The following is a 17,694-nucleotide window of genomic DNA, read 5'->3' as shown; positions in this document are numbered from 1 at the left end:
CGCTACTGTTGATACTGGCTCTCTACGCTCAACCATAGTCACAGTCTAGCTTCTAACACTTCCTTCCTTATTTTATCTCGCCAATGCAACAGAAGAGGGGTCAATCAAGCAGCATGGAATTCTCCAACCAATTTTGGTACGTCCGCTCTTAGACAAGAAGTACGAACTAGTAGCTGGAGAAAGGCGCTATCGAGCTGCTGTATCGGCAGGTCTAGAAAAAGTTCCTGTAGTGATTCGAGAGTTAAAAGATTCCGAGGCATTGCAGCTTGCCCTGCTAGAAAACCTACAACGAGAAGACTTAAACCCAATTGAAGAAACAGAAGGCATCCTACAGCTAGTGGCATTAAAACTAAATCTATCGTGCGAGTCGGCGATCGCTTTGCTCAATCAAGCCGCTCATCCCGAACGTAACGCTGTGGATAACGTTATCCACAGCTTAGAATGGCAGTTGGTACAAGAGGTTTTTAACACGGTAGGAAAATTTACGCCGGAAAGCTTTCGCACCAATCGCTTACCATTACTAAATTTACCGGATGAAGTTTTGGATGCCCTACGCCAGGGAAAGATTGCCTATACTAAAGCCAGAGCGATCGCCAAAGTCAACGATTTAGCACAACGTCAAAGTCAACGATTTAGCACAACGTCAGGCATTACTAGAGTCAGCGATCGCCGAAGATCTATCCCTGACTCAAATTAGAGAGCGGATTACTCAAATAACAGCTAGCAATGCAAGCAAGAGCGATCGCAGTCAATCTTCATCACTTAAGAGTCGGATGGATACAGCTTATCGCCTCGCCAAAAGATCGAAAGTTTGGGACAATCCCAAAAAGCAGAAGCAAATAGAGAAGCTATTAGCCGAGTTAGAAAAGCTCTTTTCTCAAGATTAATGTTAGTTGCTTTTTTAGAAGAGTTAACACAAATTGGTAAAGAGTAATATAGTCGTTGTAGGGCAAATTTTCGCCTTTTCTTAGTTCATGCCATCAAAGAAGGTTTTTGTTAGAGAATACACAGTTCGGGCGCACGAGCGCACGATCCACACGCGGTTATACAAGTTTATTTGCCTTTCTTGCAGCCAGCCGACCGAGAGGGAGTCTTACGGTTCGCGTCCTCTCTACTGCGAGAGCTGTCGTCCGCCTTCAGATCGCATGGACGATCCAAAGCACAAAAAGAAAAAACCTAGACCCGTACTCGTCAAGCAAGCTCAAGCTTCGCGGTCAAAAAAGAGCGCTCGCGCTTAGAGTCCGATCAAGTTACCAACTCTGTTTTGAAGCATTGTTGAATTAGCAGCTGCCTATCAGGAGGTAGCAAATCTTGTTGTAGAGCCTAACTTTTTTGCCTTACCAAAATAAAGTTAGGCTCTACAAAAAGTTAGGCTCTACAAATCGCTCCCAACAGACGTAGGGCTAATTCGTTCCTCGTAAAAAATCAGGATTGACCTTCACACTCACCGTTCGCGTAATCCAATCTGTAAGTCATTTTTTCCAAAATGTGTCTGAAACCTTTGCTCCACATAGCTCAAACCATTGCGACCCAGCCAGGTCAAAGCCTCAAGATTTGTTGCCGATGCCCACAGCGCTCAGCGTGAAGTGGAAAACAAATCGCGTCGCATCCAGTCAAAATCATCGCCTCTCGGCATGAGTAGATTCAGAAACTTGGTGTAAAGCTATATGGAGCATTGCTTTCAGCCATTATCGGAAATTTATGATTTATGCTACTGCTAACGCGAACGGTGAGCTATCGATTACTGGCTCTTATGCCGATACGGATGGCGAGTTCTTTACCGTTACGACCGCACCATCCTCGATCGTCGAACAGCCACCCGCTCGTCCTTCTCATACCCTCGATTGCACCCTCGGATTCGCTCATTCAAGCGAGTCAGTAAGTTGGAGCAGTTGCACGATAATTTGTCCTCATTAGAGATCGTCCTCACCCCAGAACAACTCCAGACATTGGATGACAGCAGTGAGATCGATTCAGGATTCCCCTACAGCATTTTCACCCAGGAGATCAACCGCAGTATCTTCGGCGGTGCGATCGTTCAAGGTTGGCAATAGATCAGCGTGGTATTTCTGACAGGCGTAACCAATTACTTAGAGCGAAGTCTATCGTCGTTCGGTCGAGGGAGACAACCCACTCATCTGCCTCAGAAGCGCGACGATCGCCTACATAAATTTTTCATTAGCGAGTTGTTGAAGTAACCGTATAGCGGGTCTATTTTAATTTTTTCGACGATGATTCAAGCAGCGATCGAACTCGATTTACGTCATCAGGTGTTGCCGGGTTATAAATAACCAAGCTGAGGTCAGGTCTACCATCCACAGCAAAAGCTGAATATTCCAAAGTAAGCAGTCCGGCTACTGGATGATGTAACTGCTTTGTACCTCCGCCATGACCTTTTACATCGTTGCTTTGCCATATCTCCTTGAATTCAGGGCTTAGGTCGCAAAGCTCGTCAACTAATACCTTGACGCTTTCCGTCGCGCCAGCTCGCAATGTTTCGGCTCGAAAGGCTGCGACCATCGAACGTGCAACACTTTCCCAGTCGGGCTGTACTGACCGAATATGCGAATCGATAAATATGAGCTTGAGGAGGTTCATTCGAGAGGCTTCAAGCTTACTGAAATCGCTTAAGACCACGGAGGCGGCTCGATTCCAAGCAACGATATCCCAGGTAGCCGTTTTGATAAAGGCGGGACAAATATCTAACGCATCAAGAAGGCGTTGCAGACGCGGCGTAATCCCTTCAAAGGGCTGATAATGCGGTTCGGGCGTTCTTCCCAAACCCAGCAGGAAAAGATGCTCGCGTTCTGTTTCCGTCAATAGTAGCGCATGGGCGATGCGGTCAAGGACGTTAGCAGATGGTGCGCCGCCTCGCCCTTGTTCGAGCCAGGTATACCAGGTGGCACTGACATTAGCACGTTGGGCAACCTCCTCGCGCCGTAGTCCCGGCGTGCGTCGTCGCGCCATCGGGAAACCCAAAGCCACTGGGTCAAGTTTGGTGCGACGGTCTTTCAAATAAGTGCCAAGCTGATTTTCTTTCATCTTCGACCTGGACATCGTGTTAGTTAATATACCCGTATAAACTAACTACTTTACCCTAATAAAGCGCAAGATTATAGTGGTTTCATGTGCAATGAAGCCTTAGAAAACTCTGTCAACCATAACTAATGAGACTTTCCCCATGCGTGTTTTTGTTACTGGTGCAACCGGATTTGTCGGCACATCCGTCGTCAAGGAATTGATTGCCGCCGGACACAACGTCCTTGGCATGGCTCGATCGGATGACGGCGCAAAATCTTTGGCTACGCTTGGTGCAGACGTTCATCGCGGGTCGCTGGAAGACCTCGATAGCTTACGTCAAGGGGCAGCCGCTGCGGATGCCGTGATTCATCTGGCATTCATTCACGATTTCTTGAAATTCGCTGAGAATTGTGAGATCGATCGCCGTGCTATCGAAGCTTTAAGCTCCGTTCTCGTCGGTTCAGATCGCACTCTGATAGTAACGTCAGGCGTGGCGGGAATAGCCGCGCCTGGTCAGATTGCCACCGAAGACGATGTTCCGCCACCTGATTTTCCATCCCCGCGCGTTTCAGAACAAACTGCACTTGCTTTCGTATCCAAGGGGGTTCGCGCTTCAGTCATGCGTCTTCCGCAAGTTCATGACCCCATCAAGCAAGGATTTGTCTCTTATATCATCGCAGTAGCGCGAGAAAAAGGCGTATCTGCTTATGTGGGAGACGGACTCACTGGATTGGCGGCGCATGTTTCCGATGTTGCTCATCTTTACAGGCTGGCATTGGAGAAAAACGAAGCGGGTGCCAGATATCATGCCGTCGCCGAAGAAGGTGTGCCGATGCGGGATATCGCTGAAGTTATTGGTCGAGGCTTGAATGTGCCAGTGAAATCCATATCCGCAGCAGAGGCTCAAGCCCATTTTGGATGGCTGAGTATGTTCCTTAGTCTCAACCTTACAGCCTCAAGTGCCATCACAAGAACCAAGCTTAGCTAGAAACCAACTGCATCGGGTTTGATTGCCGATCTCGAACAAGCGGTCTCGTGGGAGTATTTCTAGCCCAGGATGTTGCAATGCCCCCTCTTTTCTTCAGCAACGGAGGAGCTTCCACTTTCACCAAAAACAGGGAGACTGACAATGACCTTTCAATTAATGTCGCTCATCATGACATGTGCTGGCTGCCTTCTCGGACTCCGCTTCATCTTCGCCGGGGGTTCCGTGCTTGAGGAGTGGGGCATCGAGGCGACCGCTGGCTCACTTGTCGTATCTCGTCGGATTGGTGCGCTCTATCTCGGCCTCGCCCTAATGTTCTTCCTCGGACAAGCGGCTGCCCCCTCGGATCTCCGCTCGGCGGTGTGTCTGGTCACGGGCGGAGCGATCGCGCTACTCGCGTGTCTCGGACTTTTCGAGTTCCTAGCTGGACGAGTCACCGCTGGCATCTTCCGCTCGGCCGTCGCGGAGGCGGTGCTTGCGGCAGGCTTCGCCTGGGTGTGGTGGGGCGGGCGATGACCGCACCGAGACTGAAATGCAGGTCTCAATCGATTTTCGAGCGTTTGCCTGTGGTTGATTTGATTGGCTGACCACTTGGCTTCGGTTAAGAAGTGATGTACTCACCGTTCGCGTAATCAGGGAGAGAAAAGATTAAATTAGCGGCAATGGCTGGAAGGAGCATCCAAGATAGAATCCAGAGTTTTAACTGGAACATGACAGACGCGCTCAACCTCACCTCAGAACGAATCGATGATGTGGTCTTGCTGCTGCATCAGATGCAGCGAGTCGGGCTAGCAGACCCGTTGAATCAGCACTTGCCCCGGCACTGGAAACAGGAAGGGCTGGACTGGGGATGGGTGGCAACGATAGGGTTATGCTCAATTATTTCCCAAGGTGACCACCGCAAAGTCTGGGTACAAGAATGGGTAGACCAACGATGCTACAGCATCGAACAAGTTTGCGATCTAGAACTGCGACCGACTGACTTTAGCGATGACCGCTTGAGTATTTTGTTGCGCCGCTTGAGTGAGGATGAAACCTGGGTAGCAATTGAGCAAGCGTTGAGTCGTCAGATTTTGCGAGTGTACGATCTGCGTCCGCAAACGGTGCGATTGGATGCGACGACGGTGAATGGTCACCATGTGAGCGAACCAGAGCGATTGTTTCAGTTTAGGCACAGCAAGGACGACCCGACTCTGCCGCAAGTGAAAGTGATGATGGGGGTGCTTGACCCGCTGGGACTGCCGCTCGTGACCCAGGTGGTGAGTGGCGAAACCGCCGATGATGGATTGTATGTTCCAGCCATCGAACAAGTGCAACAGACGTTAGAGCAAACAGGACTGTTGTTTGTCGGTGATTGTAAGTTGTCCGCGCTCGAAACCCGGAGTTGGATTCAAGCTCAAGCACAGTACTATCTCAGTCCGTTAGCAATGACTGGAAAGGTTCCAGAACAGCTATCCGTTTGGATTGAGCAAGCGTTGCAAGCCCCGACGCAACAGATTGAAGGGGCGCATCTAAAGGTTGGGGGAGAACAGGGTCGGTGCTAACGAGTGGTTAGCAAACAAAGCATCAAATCGATGATTTGCCCAAGCAAGACGCAGATGCAACAAATGATTAAACCCAGTCTCACTCCAACGCATACCTACACCTTTGAAACGTTGTTGAATTAACCACTTGCAGGTACTTTCAACCATGCCGCTGCCGATAGGTAACCCCATCCGTTTGAAGGAGCGATATTGCAAATGATCGAAATGTGTATGGAGATAATCGCGCACCTGCAATAAAACGGGTTTAGCAGACTCAGGTGTTGAGCGATACTGCAACAGATAGCTCAATTCTTTGAGAATGCGATGCACGTAACCATGCCGCAGTTGATGACGCAAGCGTTGAAACCACTGCTGTGGAGTGCGTCCATTGTTTTGACCATAGGCATCAGCTACACGCCATAAGTGTCCCACAGCGTGATAAAAGTCGAGGATTCCAATTGCACAATCAGCAAAACTCTGTTGGAACAGCCGCCAGAAGCCTCTAGCGCCATCACTAATCCAAACGACTTGGCAGGCATGGACAATGCCTTGACGAAATGCTTCCAGTTGCAATCGGGATTGCAAGGCAGAGATCTCGCCCAACACAGCCACTACACGACGCTGATGCACTCGAGTCACAGTTTTACCAGAGCGGGTCAGATGCTGACCCAGCCGTGCTAGAATCGCGATTTTGATTTCTCGCGGCTACGATCTTACCACTGGCTGTGCCTGGGGATGACCGAAACGGAACGGTTACTCCATCAGCACCAATGATTAACGGCAGGGTGAGGGCAGTGGAGTCCAATGGCTCTAGCATTGGTTCAACTCCTTCCGCCAACTGCTGAAGTTGCCCTGACAATTGCTTCATTGATTGCTGACCAAACGTTTGCACCCACTGCCATAACGTATCGTTGCTCAACCGAATTCCACTTACCTGTTGCAATACCCATGTCGCTAATTCAAACGGCATCAATACTGCTAGTAAACAGCCTAAGCGCATTAATTCAGTTGAGCTTTGTTGGTAAGGCGCAATTCCTAGTTCAGCATCGAACGGGGCGTACTGACTGCCTAGACATCGATTTGGGCATCGCCCTATCCGTCGTCGCCATTGCACCCATCCCAAAGCGTGTCAACATGCGACGACTCACAAAACCTTTGCTCTGTAACCGACTACCGCACTTGGCGCAATTGCCCAAACTCGCTGACTGATGGGCACGTTCAGCCAGTTGTTGCTCGACTAGGATTTTTGCCAACCACAAGCCCATCTGCCAAGCGATTAATACTATCTTGGCAAGGGTATCACTTGCTTGCAGCTTCTCGAACAACAATTGCCACTCCAAATTCTCGCTTAGCATGGGATTTGGTTAGCGTTAGCATAGAGTCAGAATTTTTATTTGTGGAGGGCGAGCCTGCATCGGCGTGCCCTTTTTTGTACTCTCCTCTATTCTTGCAAATCCTTTCCCCCAACCTTTAGATGCGCCCTTATCAGATTCGGGCAGGAAGACTTTCTCTTAAGAAACTATTTTACCCCATCATTGTTTTACGACAGAATCTTCCTTACAGGGTGGGTCGCTCTGTTCTGCTACGGGAAACTGTGCGCCCTCAAGATAGTCATTAAAGTGTTGGCGAAAATAAGTCCAAGAAGTTACATTGCTAGTTGCCAGAAAACAGTGTGGTGCTTCTTGATACAAGGGAAGTCGCGCTTGAATCACGTGCCGAAGCGTAGGGGAAAGTTCTTCAAAATCGAGAAATTTTCTAGTAGTGGCACTGTAGACAAGCTGTCCTGACCGATCCTTCATTTTCATCCAAGGTAGCCAAGGTCCTAAGCGCATCCAAGTACTAGCAACCAGAGGCACTGTAGTTGTAGAGGAATCTGTCACGTACCTTTTGGGAACGGTAAACTTAAAAAATTCTCCAGCTTGATAAAGTGGTTGGGAACTGTATTCTTGAAATTTTGACTCGTTGGCTAACACATTAGGATAGGTTAGAGGAATATTAAGTGAAAAGGTAACGTTTTCACCATTGACAAAAACGAGGTATTCTCCTCCAATGTCATGCTGAACTGGATTATTAGCAACATGGACAACTGGTACAACTTCTTTTGTCCAGGGATTTTGCCAGTAGTTTAGTACTTGATTTGTCTGTGGGTCTAGGTAAAAATTTAGTTCGCGCGAGGTTAAAAACCATTGACCCTGCCGATCTTGTAGGCAACGAGCAACGTTCATCTCAATGATGTTAAACAGTTTCCGTTGCTTCTCCTGCGGCACAAAAGCGTAAACAGAACCCTGCCACTGGGTATAGACATTTCTTCCGTCAGTGGAGCAACGCGTCCGCACAAATTCTAGCGTTCCCAATGTTTGAGTATTTGTCTTTGAAGCATCGTTCAGATTGCTATTTTGTGCTAGTGCTGGACTCGTAGCCATAAGAATGGCTAATAAGTAGGAAAACTTTACTTGACGTTTCATCGGTTTTCTCAATTAATTGTGTTGAAAAACTTTAGGAGGTGAGAAGCTAGGAAACTCCTACCTTATTTGAGTAGCAGCTTGCTGAATTCTCATCTTGTACGATCTTTGTTTGTCTCTCTAGCGGATAAATACTTTACTACTTGTATTGTTCGGCATCCTCGATCGCTCATATCTATCTTGAGAAAAGTACCACAAAAAGAGAACTGTTTCAATTATTTTGAAGAAGATTCAATCGAGTAAATACTTCAGAAATTAGAGATTTATATCAGATGCCAAAAAATTCTTTTTCGCAACTTCACGAACTTATTTTTGATAGAAAAATACTTTTCAGTCAAGAACTTCAGCAGAATTTTTATTAACTATACAGTACAATTTCTTTCATTTAGAGTTTGGGTTGGTAAGAATGTCAGTTACTAGTGTTAAATCTGCTGGGGTAGTCCGTTGGCGCATTTCTCTGGTGCTTGCCGTCACGTTATTCGTCAACTACTTAGACCGCAACAATCTGGCTCTAGCACTGCCTCGTATTGCCCGCGATTTTGGTTGGAGCGATCGCGAAGTTGGGGCGCATGGTGAATGGCTATTGGGAGCATTCTTTTTGTCCTACGCCTTGTCAAATATGCTGCTCAGCCCGCTTGCAGAGCGCTTTGGACCTAAACGGAGTGTCATCGCCGCGATCGCCGCATCCTCTCTATTCAATGATTCTCAGCGCCCCCTTGGGGCAATCTCTGACAGCACTAATCGTCCTGCGTCTGCTACTGGGATTTGGGGAAGGGGTACATATTCCAATGTTGAGTGCAATTACCAGTCGTTGGTTTCCTGCCAACGAGCGATCGCGTGCCAATGCCATCTGGGGGGCGGGAATTATTCTTGCTGTTGCTAGCGCACCATTGGTAATTATCCCACTTATCCAAGCTGTCGGCTGGCGGATCGCCTTTGCCGTCCTCGGTACAGTTGGAATGCTGATTTCTCTGCCTTTAGTTTGGTTCTTTGTAGAAGACGAGCCGCACCAGCAGCACAGCGATCGTGAATTAGTCGATGACGCGCCAGAGGCAAACTACAAACGAGATTGGCGATTTTGGTTAATTACCCTCGGCGGTGCGCTCAATGCTTTCTGTGCCTTCGGTATGCTCAATTGGTTGCCCACCTACTTCAACCGCGCCAAAGGAATTGATTTCGAGCGGTTGGGCTATCCTTTAGCAATCGTTTTTACGGCGGGAATTATCGGAATTGCGCTGATGGCTTATTTGGGTGACAAACTTCAGCGACGCGCCCTACTTGCCAGTATCGGATTTGCGATCGCGGGCGTATTCGTTTACATTGCCTCTAATGCCAACGTACTGTGGCTATTGATTTTATGCTTTGCGATCGCAGTCTTTTTCCAGAGTGCTTACGGCGCACAAGAATACGCGCTAGTACAACGCTTGTTACCCTCAAACCGAGTCGGTGCGGGGACTGGACTGTACAACGGGCTTTCCATCCTGTTTGGTGGTGTTGGCGGTTCGCTAATTCCTGGTTCGATTGTGGCAGTAACTGGTAGTTTCGATGCGGCAATTTTTAGCATTGTGGTGGGGGCGCTACTGGCGGCTTTCGTCATGCTAGTGCTAGCAAGAGCGCTGCGATATTAATCGGACTTGCATGGGGTAAAACTGGCAGTGCTGCAACAGAATTTCTTTGTTCGCACATGACCCCCTTGTATATCTGCGTAATAGCAGGTTGTATCAGCGATCGACATCACCCTTGCGAGAATACGGTTTGCAAATATTTGAATTGTGGTCACTCACACTCTCGCTACCTTGTCAACTCAATACAGATAGGTATTTTAGTTTTTATACAGTATATAGCCAATAAGTAACGTTAAGTTTATTGTGCATAAGTTAATTTACACGAGATTTCTAACAATGAGCAAGACGCTTTGATTAAGATTTTAAAGTTAAAGCATTGATTTACTGGAGCGATCAAGAGAACCAAATTGTTGAAATAAAAGCCGAATCGTCAGTGTCGTGAGGCTCAGATTCAGTGTCAATGAAATAGTCGCGCTCTATTAATTTGGGTGCAACTTAAGAAATTAATTAAACAACCTAGTCAAACGATCTATCAAGTGAGAAATAGACTACTTGGCGATCGCTTTTGCTAGCAGATTGCAACAACTTTTTTCAAAATCGCTCTGGCATAGCGCCTAGATTGCTTTTACTTACTATTAGTTCAGCAAAGGAATTAATTGACATGAACGTTATAGCTTAGATTGTTTTAAGTATTATGGGAGTTGCGATCGCAAGATATGTCTATCGCACTCAGTGTAGCGTTACTTTAGCAGTTGCATTAAGTCTTTTATTACCTTTCGGAGTAGGTTTAGTAGCTTCGGTACTTGAGATTGCAACGCCATTTACACTCACTGTATTTGTAATATCAGCGATTTTGTTAGCTATGTTAGCAATCCCTGTGGTTTTGGCTCTTTCCTATCCGCTGCAGGGCAAAGCTAGGTGCGAATACAAGAAGTATTTTGCAACTCGTCGTCGAACAGACGATTGAGAATTTCCTGCAGAGTGCTATTTTAGAATGCTCAAAGCCTTTGGATTTAGGTGGCAGAGTCAAATCTCTACCCAAGGAGCGATCGCCCAAGTCAGTTATACTCGTAATTTTTCTTCCAAACCATCGGCACCCCTCTAGCAGGAGCAAAAGTCACACCGCGACGCTGAGGATATTCAAGATCTCGATCTGCCATTGCCAATCGATAACGAGACAGCATTGTTGCTAAAACTAATTTCATCTCAAATAGAGCTAATGCTTCCCCAATACAACGACGCACACCGCCACCAAACGGGAAGAATTCATAAGGAGAGAACTGTCGTTCTAGAAAGCGTTCTGGCTTAAATAATTTAGGCTCTGGATAAAGATCTGGGCGCTGGTGAGTTAGATAGATACAACCATAAAGTCTCGTTCCAGGCTCCAGTTGATAACCCATCAATTCTACAGGTTCTTTAACTTCTCTAGGATTGGTGAGAGTAACAGTGGGGAAAAGGCGTAGGCTTTCATGACAAACGGCTGTGAGATAAGGTACCTGCACAATAGTTGTTGGCTCTGGAGACTCACCCAAGCGATTTAGTTCCACAAGCAACTTCTCGACAGCCTGTGGATGACGATGAATCGCGTACAGCGCCCAAGCGATCGCCGTTGCGTGTCTTGACCCGCTATCAGTAGCGTAATTAACTCATCATGCAATTCGGCATCGGTCATCGGTTGACCTGTCTCATCGCGGGCTGAAATCATTAGACTCAGAATGTCTGAACCAAGCGCCTGATTCTGGCTGCGGCGCTCCTGAATTTGAGCGTACACCAGTTCGCTCACCTGTCGTTGCACAGAGCGAAAATATCCCCACGGACTTAGCGCTCCCCAATCTTTTTGCCAGGACGGAAAGAAAAGAAAACCCGCAATTAAAGGAGATTGGAGTGCATCTGTGAGTTTAACCAACACCGACTTAAGACAATCGAAACGGTCTTTTTGATCGATCCCAAAAACAACTTTTAAAATAACTTCTAAAGAGATGGATTGTGCCAAAGTACGAGCAGAAAACCGCGTGCCAATTGATAGTGAATTCATTGCTTTATCGACTATTTCACAGATCGATTGTCCATAAGCCTGCATCCGTTCTCCATGAAAAGGAGGCATTAACAACCGACGCTCTCGGCGATGGCGAGAACCTTCTAACGTGAAGACGGAGTAATCTCCCACAATTGGTTGCAAGAGTTGGTTTGGCGGCGCAATAAATTGCTTAGTGTCACTTGTAAAAATGCGCTGTAGTGCTTGAGGATTGCTGATGAATAAAACAGCATCGTAATTCCCAATTACAGGAGCGTTAAAAATGTCTCCGTAACGCTGTGCAGCATCCATGTAGGCAATAGAATTACGTGCATACTGGATTTTTTGCAGCCATCGAGGAGCTGGCGAACCATCAGGAAGGCGAGGCTTTGAAATCATAGCTTTTAACTTCGAGCAAAAAAAGGTAGGAGGATTGCTAAAGATTCGATTGAATTTATTTTGTCGTATAGCACGGCTAAGGTCTAGCTGAGAGATTTTCTGTTGGCGAAGTCTCCGCTCGATCGCTCCTCTGGGCAACTTTTCTGCCATAAAAAATGGTAAGAATGGCGGTGGCGTAGGCAAATAAGCTGTAAACGGCAGCAGGGACAGCCATATCGGGATTTTTTAACAGTCCGGCAGTAATGGCGATCGCCAACGTTGCATTTTGAATTCCCACTTCGATCGCGATACAGATTCGTTGGGCAAATGTCAAATTAAACAACTTACCAAACCAAAAACCGATCGCCATTGAGATTATATTCAGTAGTGCTACTCCAATTCCTACTTGGGCGATAAAACTGGGGATGCGATTCCACTCGTGAATCATAATTACCACGATAATTAAAGCGAGGAAGGCAACGGCAAGCCGATTCGCAGTCTTCTCTAGTCGGCGGGCTAAGTTAGGAAACTTTTGCCGAATCGACATTCCCAAAATAATTGGTAATATGGCAATCGCGAAAATTTGCAGCATAGTTTGTCCAATCGGTAACGCGATCGCCGCATTTTGTCCGACAAAATGTTGTAATGACAGATTTGCAAATATGGGAATTGTAAATACAGTAATCGCACTACTCAAAGCCGTTAAAGTCACAGAAAGAGCAACATCTCCCTTCGCCAAATAAGTAATCATGTTGGAAGACGGTCCGCCAGGACATAGAGCCAATACCATTAACCCTACGGCAATTTCCGAGCGCATCGGGACGAGCGAAGCGACTAGAAAGCCAACAACCGGGAGAAAGAGCAATTGACTGACTAGACCGATCGCCACGGCTTTAGGATAGCGGGTGACGCGTTGAAAGTCTTCGGGCAGGAGGGTTAACCCCATGCCTAGCATGACGATCGCTAGACCGAGCGGCAACAGAACGGCGGTAAAGAAGCTGGTTTGCATAGATTAGGCTAGGTTTATTGCTTGAATCAGCGTCTTGCAGTAGTGTCCATGTAGGCAAGCGATCTCAATCTATATTTGTTCTTAGCAACTATTGAGAAGCTGGTGTACCATAAAGGCGAGGCTTTGAAAGCGCAGAGTTTGACTTAGAGCCAAATTGTTAATGCGATCGCTTGCTCTAACTTTTTGCCAATAATTGTTTCACAGTTCCGTTTAATTGCCAAGGGTTATTTTGGTAAAATAGCAACTACTCGAACAACATTGTTGCATAAGATTGCTAGAACATAAAAGCGATAAATTCTTGTAGTTCTGCGATCGCAGCTTTGACTTGCCGAGCGCTTATTGTTTGCTTTTAGACTTGTAGGCTAGGTGTATTGTCTTGTATTTCTTTTCACAAATCTTAGTTAAAACTGTTATATCTTGATTCAGTAATTCTAAAGTTTACTTAACTCGCCGTTGCAGTGAGTAATTGGTTGTAGCTATCTCTATGGCAGAAAATTCACAACAATTGAGAACGATCGTTCGCAAAGGACGGATGAATTTACCCCCTTGTTTGACGGCTCCTTACTCCACTGTTTAGGATTACCCTTTTCTCATCGCGTGCCTAATTTCATATTCCTTATTTGTTTTTCGATCTGTTATGAAAACTATCCTTCCTGGTGCGCCCTGGTTGATTGCCCACCGCTCCATGCTGGGGAGCGACAACCCTCATAAAGTTTCGCTGAATGGGCAGGATTATGCCCTCTGGCAAAACTCGCAGGGAGAGGTGTTTGCGCTAGATAACGTTTGTCCGCACATGCAGGCTCCGCTGTCGGACGGTTGGATTTGCCGCGAACGAAATACCATTACTTGTCCCTTTCATGCTCTGGAGTTTGACGGACAGGGACGGTTGCACCAACCTGGCAAGACTGGAGTGCAACAACTGACGGCTCCCTTAGAGTTGATTATTCAGGGCGACTGCATTTGGACGTATGGAGGTTTGAGTGCTAAAATTCCAGTGCCGAATCTAATTGAGAATATAAGTCATGGCATGACTTTTCTGGGCGTTGCTGGGGAAAAGAGTATTCGGGGAACGTTTCTAGATAACCTGTCGATCGGCTACGACTATAATCATCCATTGGGCACGCATCGGAAATTATTCGGCATAAAAGCCAATCGGGTTCCCGTATTTGAGCATGAGGGGTACTGGGTAAAGGTAGTGCAAGAACTTGATCGCGACGATGCCACCTTCAAAGATATCTGCCGCAATCCCGCCATCCTAACCATACCCAAGACTTATACCGGAATTTTAGAATATGCCTTTCCCACATTAGCCACGTTTAGAACCAGCTTTCCACTGGGAGAGATCTTGCAAGTTCATGTATTGTACCCAGAAACAGAAACGCGAACAAAAACTTTTGTGCTAGTCTATGCCAAGTTCAATCATCCGGTATTTAAACCGCTATTGCAACGATCAATGTTGACTGCTGTTGCAACGGTGGTAGAGCAGGATACACAAGCGATTGAAAATTCATATCCTCGTCAGTCAGCAAAGATTCGATTACCACATGAAGAAATTATGTTTTATGCCCAAAAGCTTTACCAAGAATGGTGAGATTAAGTAACTATTTAAGAGTGTTGACGAAGTTTCAATCTCTTCAAAAAATTAGATGATAAAAGATTTTTGCGAACTGAAAAAACAAAAGTTTATTCCACAATTTTACTTACCTATTTACACAAATCCGACTAAAATCTGAATCAGGTAAAACTATTTGTGCAGTGTTGTATAGAGTTAAAGTGGCATGAAACGATACTCTGAAATGCGAGTTGTAAATATAAGTTATTGCCCTTATTATACAGATTATGAAGTCACATTTGAGGAACGAGCAGATGCTTCTAGTGACTGGAGCAACGGGTAATAACGGTAAAGAAATTGTCAAGCAGCTTGTAGGGCAAAACGTGCAAGTTCGTGCGATGGTGCGCGATCGCCATCGAGCCAATGCGATTGCAGAAGCTAATGTCGAAATTGTAGAGGGAGACTTCAATCGTCCCGAAACGTTGCTTGCTGCCCTCAGAGGTGTGAAACGAGCGTTTTTAGTGACAAACTCATCGGAACACGCCCAGGCGCAACAAATAGCTTTCGTAGATGCGGCGAAGCAAAGCGGTGTCGTACACATTGTCAAGCTGTCGCAATTCGCAGCCAATGCAGACTCACCAGTACGCTTTCTGCGCTACCATGCGGCAGTTGAAGCGGCGATTCAAGCGTCAGGAATGGCGTATACATTTCTGCGCCCAAATCTCTTCATGCAGGGACTGTTAAACTTCCGATCGACCATTGTAGAGCGGAACGCCTTTTACGCAGCAGCAGGCGATGCAAAGGTGAGCGCGATCGACGTACGCGACGTTGCCGAGGTTGCTGTAGCTGCCTTGACTGAAACTGGGCATGAAGGCAAAATTTACGATCTCACCGGATCGCAGGCACTTACTCATACTGAAATGGCAGAATATCTCTCAGCCGCCATCGGTCGCCAGATTGCTTTCGTCAATATCCCGCCCGCAGCGATGCGTGACGCACTACTCGGCGTTGGCTTTCCAACTTGGCAAGCAGAGGGACTGATCGAAGACTATGCCCATTATCGGCGCGGTGAAGCATCCGCGATCGCCTCTGGCGTGCAGGATGCAACTAGGAAAGTGCCGCGTAGTTTTGAAACATTCGCCCGCGATTATGCAACGATGTTTAATGGTGCTACAAAAACTTGTTAAAATATGCATCGATCGCTAGCGAACATCTGGTTACACAATAGTAGATACTCGGGTTCTGGTGCAAAAAATGGTAGGCTGCTCATCAATAGACATCTCCGAAAAGATTCAACACCTTGATGTAGATAGCTTATAGCCTGCGCTTGCTCAACTCAAAAATCATGAGTTTTCACGATATAACTAAGGCTTGAGATAGTTTTAGTTAAGAACTAAAAGGAAAATATCTAAACATAAGTGACGTTTGTTTGCCCAGTCTGCACTTTTTTATGCAGGTAATATTAGCGCTCCAATTCGGAACCTGACTAAGCCACAAATTGTCAGAATTACTCGTTCATAATTCTGGGAATTAAGTCGAAATCTTTCTTGGGCAACTCGAAATATTTTGACCGAACGGATTCGATATTCGACAAATACTCGTTTGGATGAAAACTCCTGATTTTCTTGTTTCTGAGCCGTTGTTAACTTGCCATTTCTCGGTGTTTTAATCGGAGTCGCAATTAAATCTTCTCCTAGATATCCTAGATCTCCCTTAAATTTTTGTGTTGGAGCGAAGCGTTCGCGGTGTTCTCGGAACAATGTTATGTCGCTTTTTGGTCCTGGGAGTCCGGCAACAACATCAATAATATCTCTGCCATCTGGCAAAATAATCATCTGGCTTTTAAATGTATGATTACTCCTCTTACCAGAATAGTACTTTTCTTGTTCTTTGTTGTCTCCAGGTCTTTCCCTGACTTGTTCATAGCTATCTACGATTAATTCATATTCTGCGAGCATCTCTTTAACTACTTCAGCGTCAGATTCTTTTTTTTAACTTGTTCGATTAAACTAGATGGTAACAACTCTTCCACTAATGGCAACCAATAATTAAATGTATCATTTGCAGTGGACTCACTTACTCCAAACTGGATACCCAACAACTGAAACGTCGTCAGATGCCTGAGATAAATTAAAGTCAAAATTATTTGTTCTTCCAGCGACAATTTAGGTTTCCTACCACCTCCACCTGCAATGATTCTAGTTTTCTTAGCTTCTGATAAAGCTTGTTTCTCATGATGTAATTGCTTGGCTTTTTGAATGAATTGTTTTAGCCGATCGTATTCTAAACCAATCAACCTTTGTGTTTCTTTAGGATTCGATTCAATGTGATTCAGTATTGCACTCATATTTCTGGGGCAAAAACTCATTATTATATTCTTTTACCAGAAAACGTTACTATTGTGGAGATGTCTACTAATAATAGATTTAAAGAGTAAAAAAAAGAAATCTCAATTATAATAAATAAATTTAGTAGTTAGCGCGTAAAACTATATACTTCTTCAAAACGGTTTTTATGCACGCTCTTGCAATCGGGCTGTACTTATAAAATATCTCCTTTTCATAAGGAGTTGGAAGTATAAAATTCTAATAAATTTTAACTTTATCAGGTTAGATTATTGCCATCGTCAAGAGCCTCTACATTTTATTTTCTACACGTTATTAAATAACGGATCGCACAATCGGTTTAGATGAGAACAGCACCAAACTAGAACAAACTTACAATCTCACAAATACAAGAAAAGCTTAGGAGACAAGCATGAAACGTCAACAATTTTTGCAAACCGCGATCGCTAGTGCTGGCATGAGTGCAGCCTTATCTGCTTGTCGCTCGACGGCGGGTGCATCCCGCTCGAATGTAAATTACTTGCCCACTCTCAACTGGCAGATGGCGACCAGTTGGCCCGAAGCTCTCGATACGATCTTTGGCGGTGCTAAAACATTTGCTGATCGCGTCGCTGCACTCACAGGCGGTAAGTTTAAGATTACGCCCCGTGCTGCGGGTGAATTAGCGCCGCCACTGGAAGTGCTGAATGTGGTATCTCAAGGTGCCGTGCCTTGCGGTCATACGGCTGCTTACTACTATTGGGACTTTAAAGTTTTCTATGCCCAAATGAAGCCAGATTTAGCTCTATGAGCGGCAAATACATCGAAATGAGTCATCAGCCATCGCACCAGACGAAACTC

Annotated in this window: 16 protein-coding genes and 4 pseudogenes; 13 read left to right on the top strand and 7 right to left on the bottom strand. The window is 45.9% G+C overall.

Annotated elements, in window-relative coordinates:
- Positions 1 to 133 precede the first annotated feature (133 nt).
- The 5 genes from H6G17_RS34370 (at position 134) to H6G17_RS29785 (ending at position 2,054) form a co-directional block, all read left to right on the top strand.
- Complete coding sequence (locus tag H6G17_RS34370; RefSeq protein WP_277876123.1) at positions 134 to 697, top strand: ParB/RepB/Spo0J family partition protein; 564 nt, start codon at positions 134 to 136, stop codon at positions 695 to 697.
- A gap of 114 nt (positions 698 to 811) precedes the next feature.
- Positions 812 to 934, top strand: a complete 123-nt coding sequence (locus H6G17_RS34365) for a hypothetical protein (RefSeq protein ID WP_277876122.1) — start codon at positions 812 to 814, stop codon at positions 932 to 934.
- A 40-nt stretch (positions 935 to 974) separates the two neighbouring features.
- Positions 975 to 1,238: a hypothetical protein gene (locus H6G17_RS29795; RefSeq protein ID WP_192162136.1), complete on the top strand. Its 264-nt coding sequence runs from the start codon at positions 975 to 977 to the stop codon at positions 1,236 to 1,238.
- A 463-nt stretch (positions 1,239 to 1,701) separates the two neighbouring features.
- Complete coding sequence (locus tag H6G17_RS29790; RefSeq protein ID WP_192162135.1) at positions 1,702 to 1,917, top strand: hypothetical protein; 216 nt, start codon at positions 1,702 to 1,704, stop codon at positions 1,915 to 1,917.
- Positions 1,905 to 2,054: a hypothetical protein gene (locus H6G17_RS29785; protein ID WP_192162134.1), complete on the top strand. Its 150-nt coding sequence runs from the start codon at positions 1,905 to 1,907 to the stop codon at positions 2,052 to 2,054. The genes H6G17_RS29790 and H6G17_RS29785 overlap by 13 nt, the downstream gene beginning before the upstream one ends.
- A 157-nt stretch (positions 2,055 to 2,211) precedes the next feature.
- Here H6G17_RS29785 and H6G17_RS29780 read toward each other — a convergent pair whose 3' ends face one another.
- Positions 2,212 to 3,042 carry a helix-turn-helix transcriptional regulator gene (locus tag H6G17_RS29780; RefSeq protein ID WP_199317118.1) on the bottom strand — a complete coding sequence of 277 codons (831 nt, stop codon included), beginning with the start codon at positions 3,040 to 3,042 and terminating at the stop codon, positions 2,212 to 2,214.
- A gap of 139 nt (positions 3,043 to 3,181) precedes the next feature.
- Between H6G17_RS29780 and H6G17_RS29775 the strand changes: the two genes are divergently transcribed.
- The 3 genes from H6G17_RS29775 to H6G17_RS29765 all read left to right on the top strand — a co-directional run bounded on the left by H6G17_RS29775 (position 3,182) and on the right by H6G17_RS29765 (position 5,550).
- Positions 3,182 to 4,009: an SDR family oxidoreductase gene (locus tag H6G17_RS29775; RefSeq protein ID WP_192162132.1), complete on the top strand. Its 828-nt coding sequence runs from the start codon at positions 3,182 to 3,184 to the stop codon at positions 4,007 to 4,009.
- Positions 4,010 to 4,150: 141 nt separating this feature from the next.
- The gene (locus H6G17_RS33195; protein ID WP_206757185.1) at positions 4,151 to 4,522 is read left to right on the top strand and encodes a hypothetical protein; all 372 of its coding nucleotides are present in this window, start codon (positions 4,151 to 4,153) and stop codon (positions 4,520 to 4,522) included.
- A 146-nt stretch (positions 4,523 to 4,668) separates the two neighbouring features.
- On the top strand, positions 4,669 to 5,550 hold the full coding sequence (locus tag H6G17_RS29765; RefSeq protein ID WP_192162130.1) for a hypothetical protein: 882 nt from the start codon (positions 4,669 to 4,671) through the stop codon (positions 5,548 to 5,550).
- Here the strand turns inward: H6G17_RS29765 and H6G17_RS29760 are convergent.
- A pseudogene (locus tag H6G17_RS29760) lies at positions 5,518 to 6,884 on the bottom strand (ISKra4 family transposase). The gene H6G17_RS29765 and the pseudogene H6G17_RS29760 overlap by 33 nt on opposite strands.
- A 177-nt stretch (positions 6,885 to 7,061) precedes the next feature.
- On the bottom strand, positions 7,062 to 7,994 hold the full coding sequence (locus H6G17_RS29755; RefSeq protein ID WP_199317117.1) for a DUF1838 domain-containing protein: 933 nt from the start codon (positions 7,992 to 7,994) through the stop codon (positions 7,062 to 7,064).
- A gap of 403 nt (positions 7,995 to 8,397) precedes the next feature.
- On the opposite strand from H6G17_RS29755, the pseudogene H6G17_RS34360 reads away from it, so the two are divergent.
- A pseudogene (locus tag H6G17_RS34360) lies at positions 8,398 to 8,676 on the top strand (MFS transporter); the annotation flags it as partial.
- Positions 8,561 to 9,619: an MFS transporter gene (locus tag H6G17_RS29745; RefSeq protein WP_347276486.1), complete on the top strand. Its 1,059-nt coding sequence runs from the start codon at positions 8,561 to 8,563 to the stop codon at positions 9,617 to 9,619. The pseudogene H6G17_RS34360 and the gene H6G17_RS29745, both read left to right, overlap by 116 nt.
- A 995-nt stretch (positions 9,620 to 10,614) precedes the next feature.
- Here the strand turns inward: H6G17_RS29745 and H6G17_RS33710 are convergent.
- Both H6G17_RS33710 and H6G17_RS29735 read right to left on the bottom strand, forming a co-directional pair.
- Positions 10,615 to 11,882: pseudogene (locus H6G17_RS33710) on the bottom strand (cytochrome P450).
- A 163-nt stretch (positions 11,883 to 12,045) separates the two neighbouring features.
- Positions 12,046 to 12,957: a bile acid:sodium symporter family protein gene (locus H6G17_RS29735; protein ID WP_192162128.1), complete on the bottom strand. Its 912-nt coding sequence runs from the start codon at positions 12,955 to 12,957 to the stop codon at positions 12,046 to 12,048.
- Positions 12,958 to 13,594: 637 nt separating this feature from the next.
- On the opposite strand from H6G17_RS29735, the gene H6G17_RS29730 reads away from it, so the two are divergent.
- Both H6G17_RS29730 and H6G17_RS29725 read left to right on the top strand, forming a co-directional pair.
- A complete protein-coding gene (locus H6G17_RS29730; protein WP_192162127.1) occupies positions 13,595 to 14,548 on the top strand; it encodes a Rieske (2Fe-2S) protein in 954 nt (317 codons plus the stop codon).
- 275 nt (positions 14,549 to 14,823) lie between these two features.
- Positions 14,824 to 15,696 (top strand): SDR family oxidoreductase, encoded by an 873-nt coding sequence (locus H6G17_RS29725; protein ID WP_192162126.1) that lies wholly within the window; start codon positions 14,824 to 14,826, stop codon positions 15,694 to 15,696.
- A gap of 261 nt (positions 15,697 to 15,957) precedes the next feature.
- Here the strand turns inward: H6G17_RS29725 and H6G17_RS32970 are convergent, their stop codons facing one another.
- The gene (locus tag H6G17_RS32970; RefSeq protein WP_199317115.1) at positions 15,958 to 16,467 is read right to left on the bottom strand and encodes a transposase family protein; all 510 of its coding nucleotides are present in this window, start codon (positions 16,465 to 16,467) and stop codon (positions 15,958 to 15,960) included.
- A gap of 8 nt (positions 16,468 to 16,475) precedes the next feature.
- Positions 16,476 to 16,856 carry a transposase family protein gene (locus tag H6G17_RS32965; protein WP_199317114.1) on the bottom strand — a complete coding sequence of 127 codons (381 nt, stop codon included), beginning with the start codon at positions 16,854 to 16,856 and terminating at the stop codon, positions 16,476 to 16,478.
- A 410-nt stretch (positions 16,857 to 17,266) separates the two neighbouring features.
- Between H6G17_RS32965 and H6G17_RS29715 the strand changes: the two are divergent.
- A pseudogene (locus tag H6G17_RS29715) lies at positions 17,267 to 17,590 on the top strand (ABC transporter substrate-binding protein); the annotation flags it as partial.
- Positions 17,591 to 17,694: the final 104 nt, after the last annotated feature.

Source organism: Chroococcidiopsis sp. [FACHB-1243] (genome assembly GCF_014696895.1).
Taxonomy (GTDB): Bacteria; Cyanobacteriota; Cyanobacteriia; order Cyanobacteriales; family Chroococcidiopsidaceae; genus Chroococcidiopsis.
This window is presented reverse-complemented; position numbering and strand designations above follow the sequence as displayed.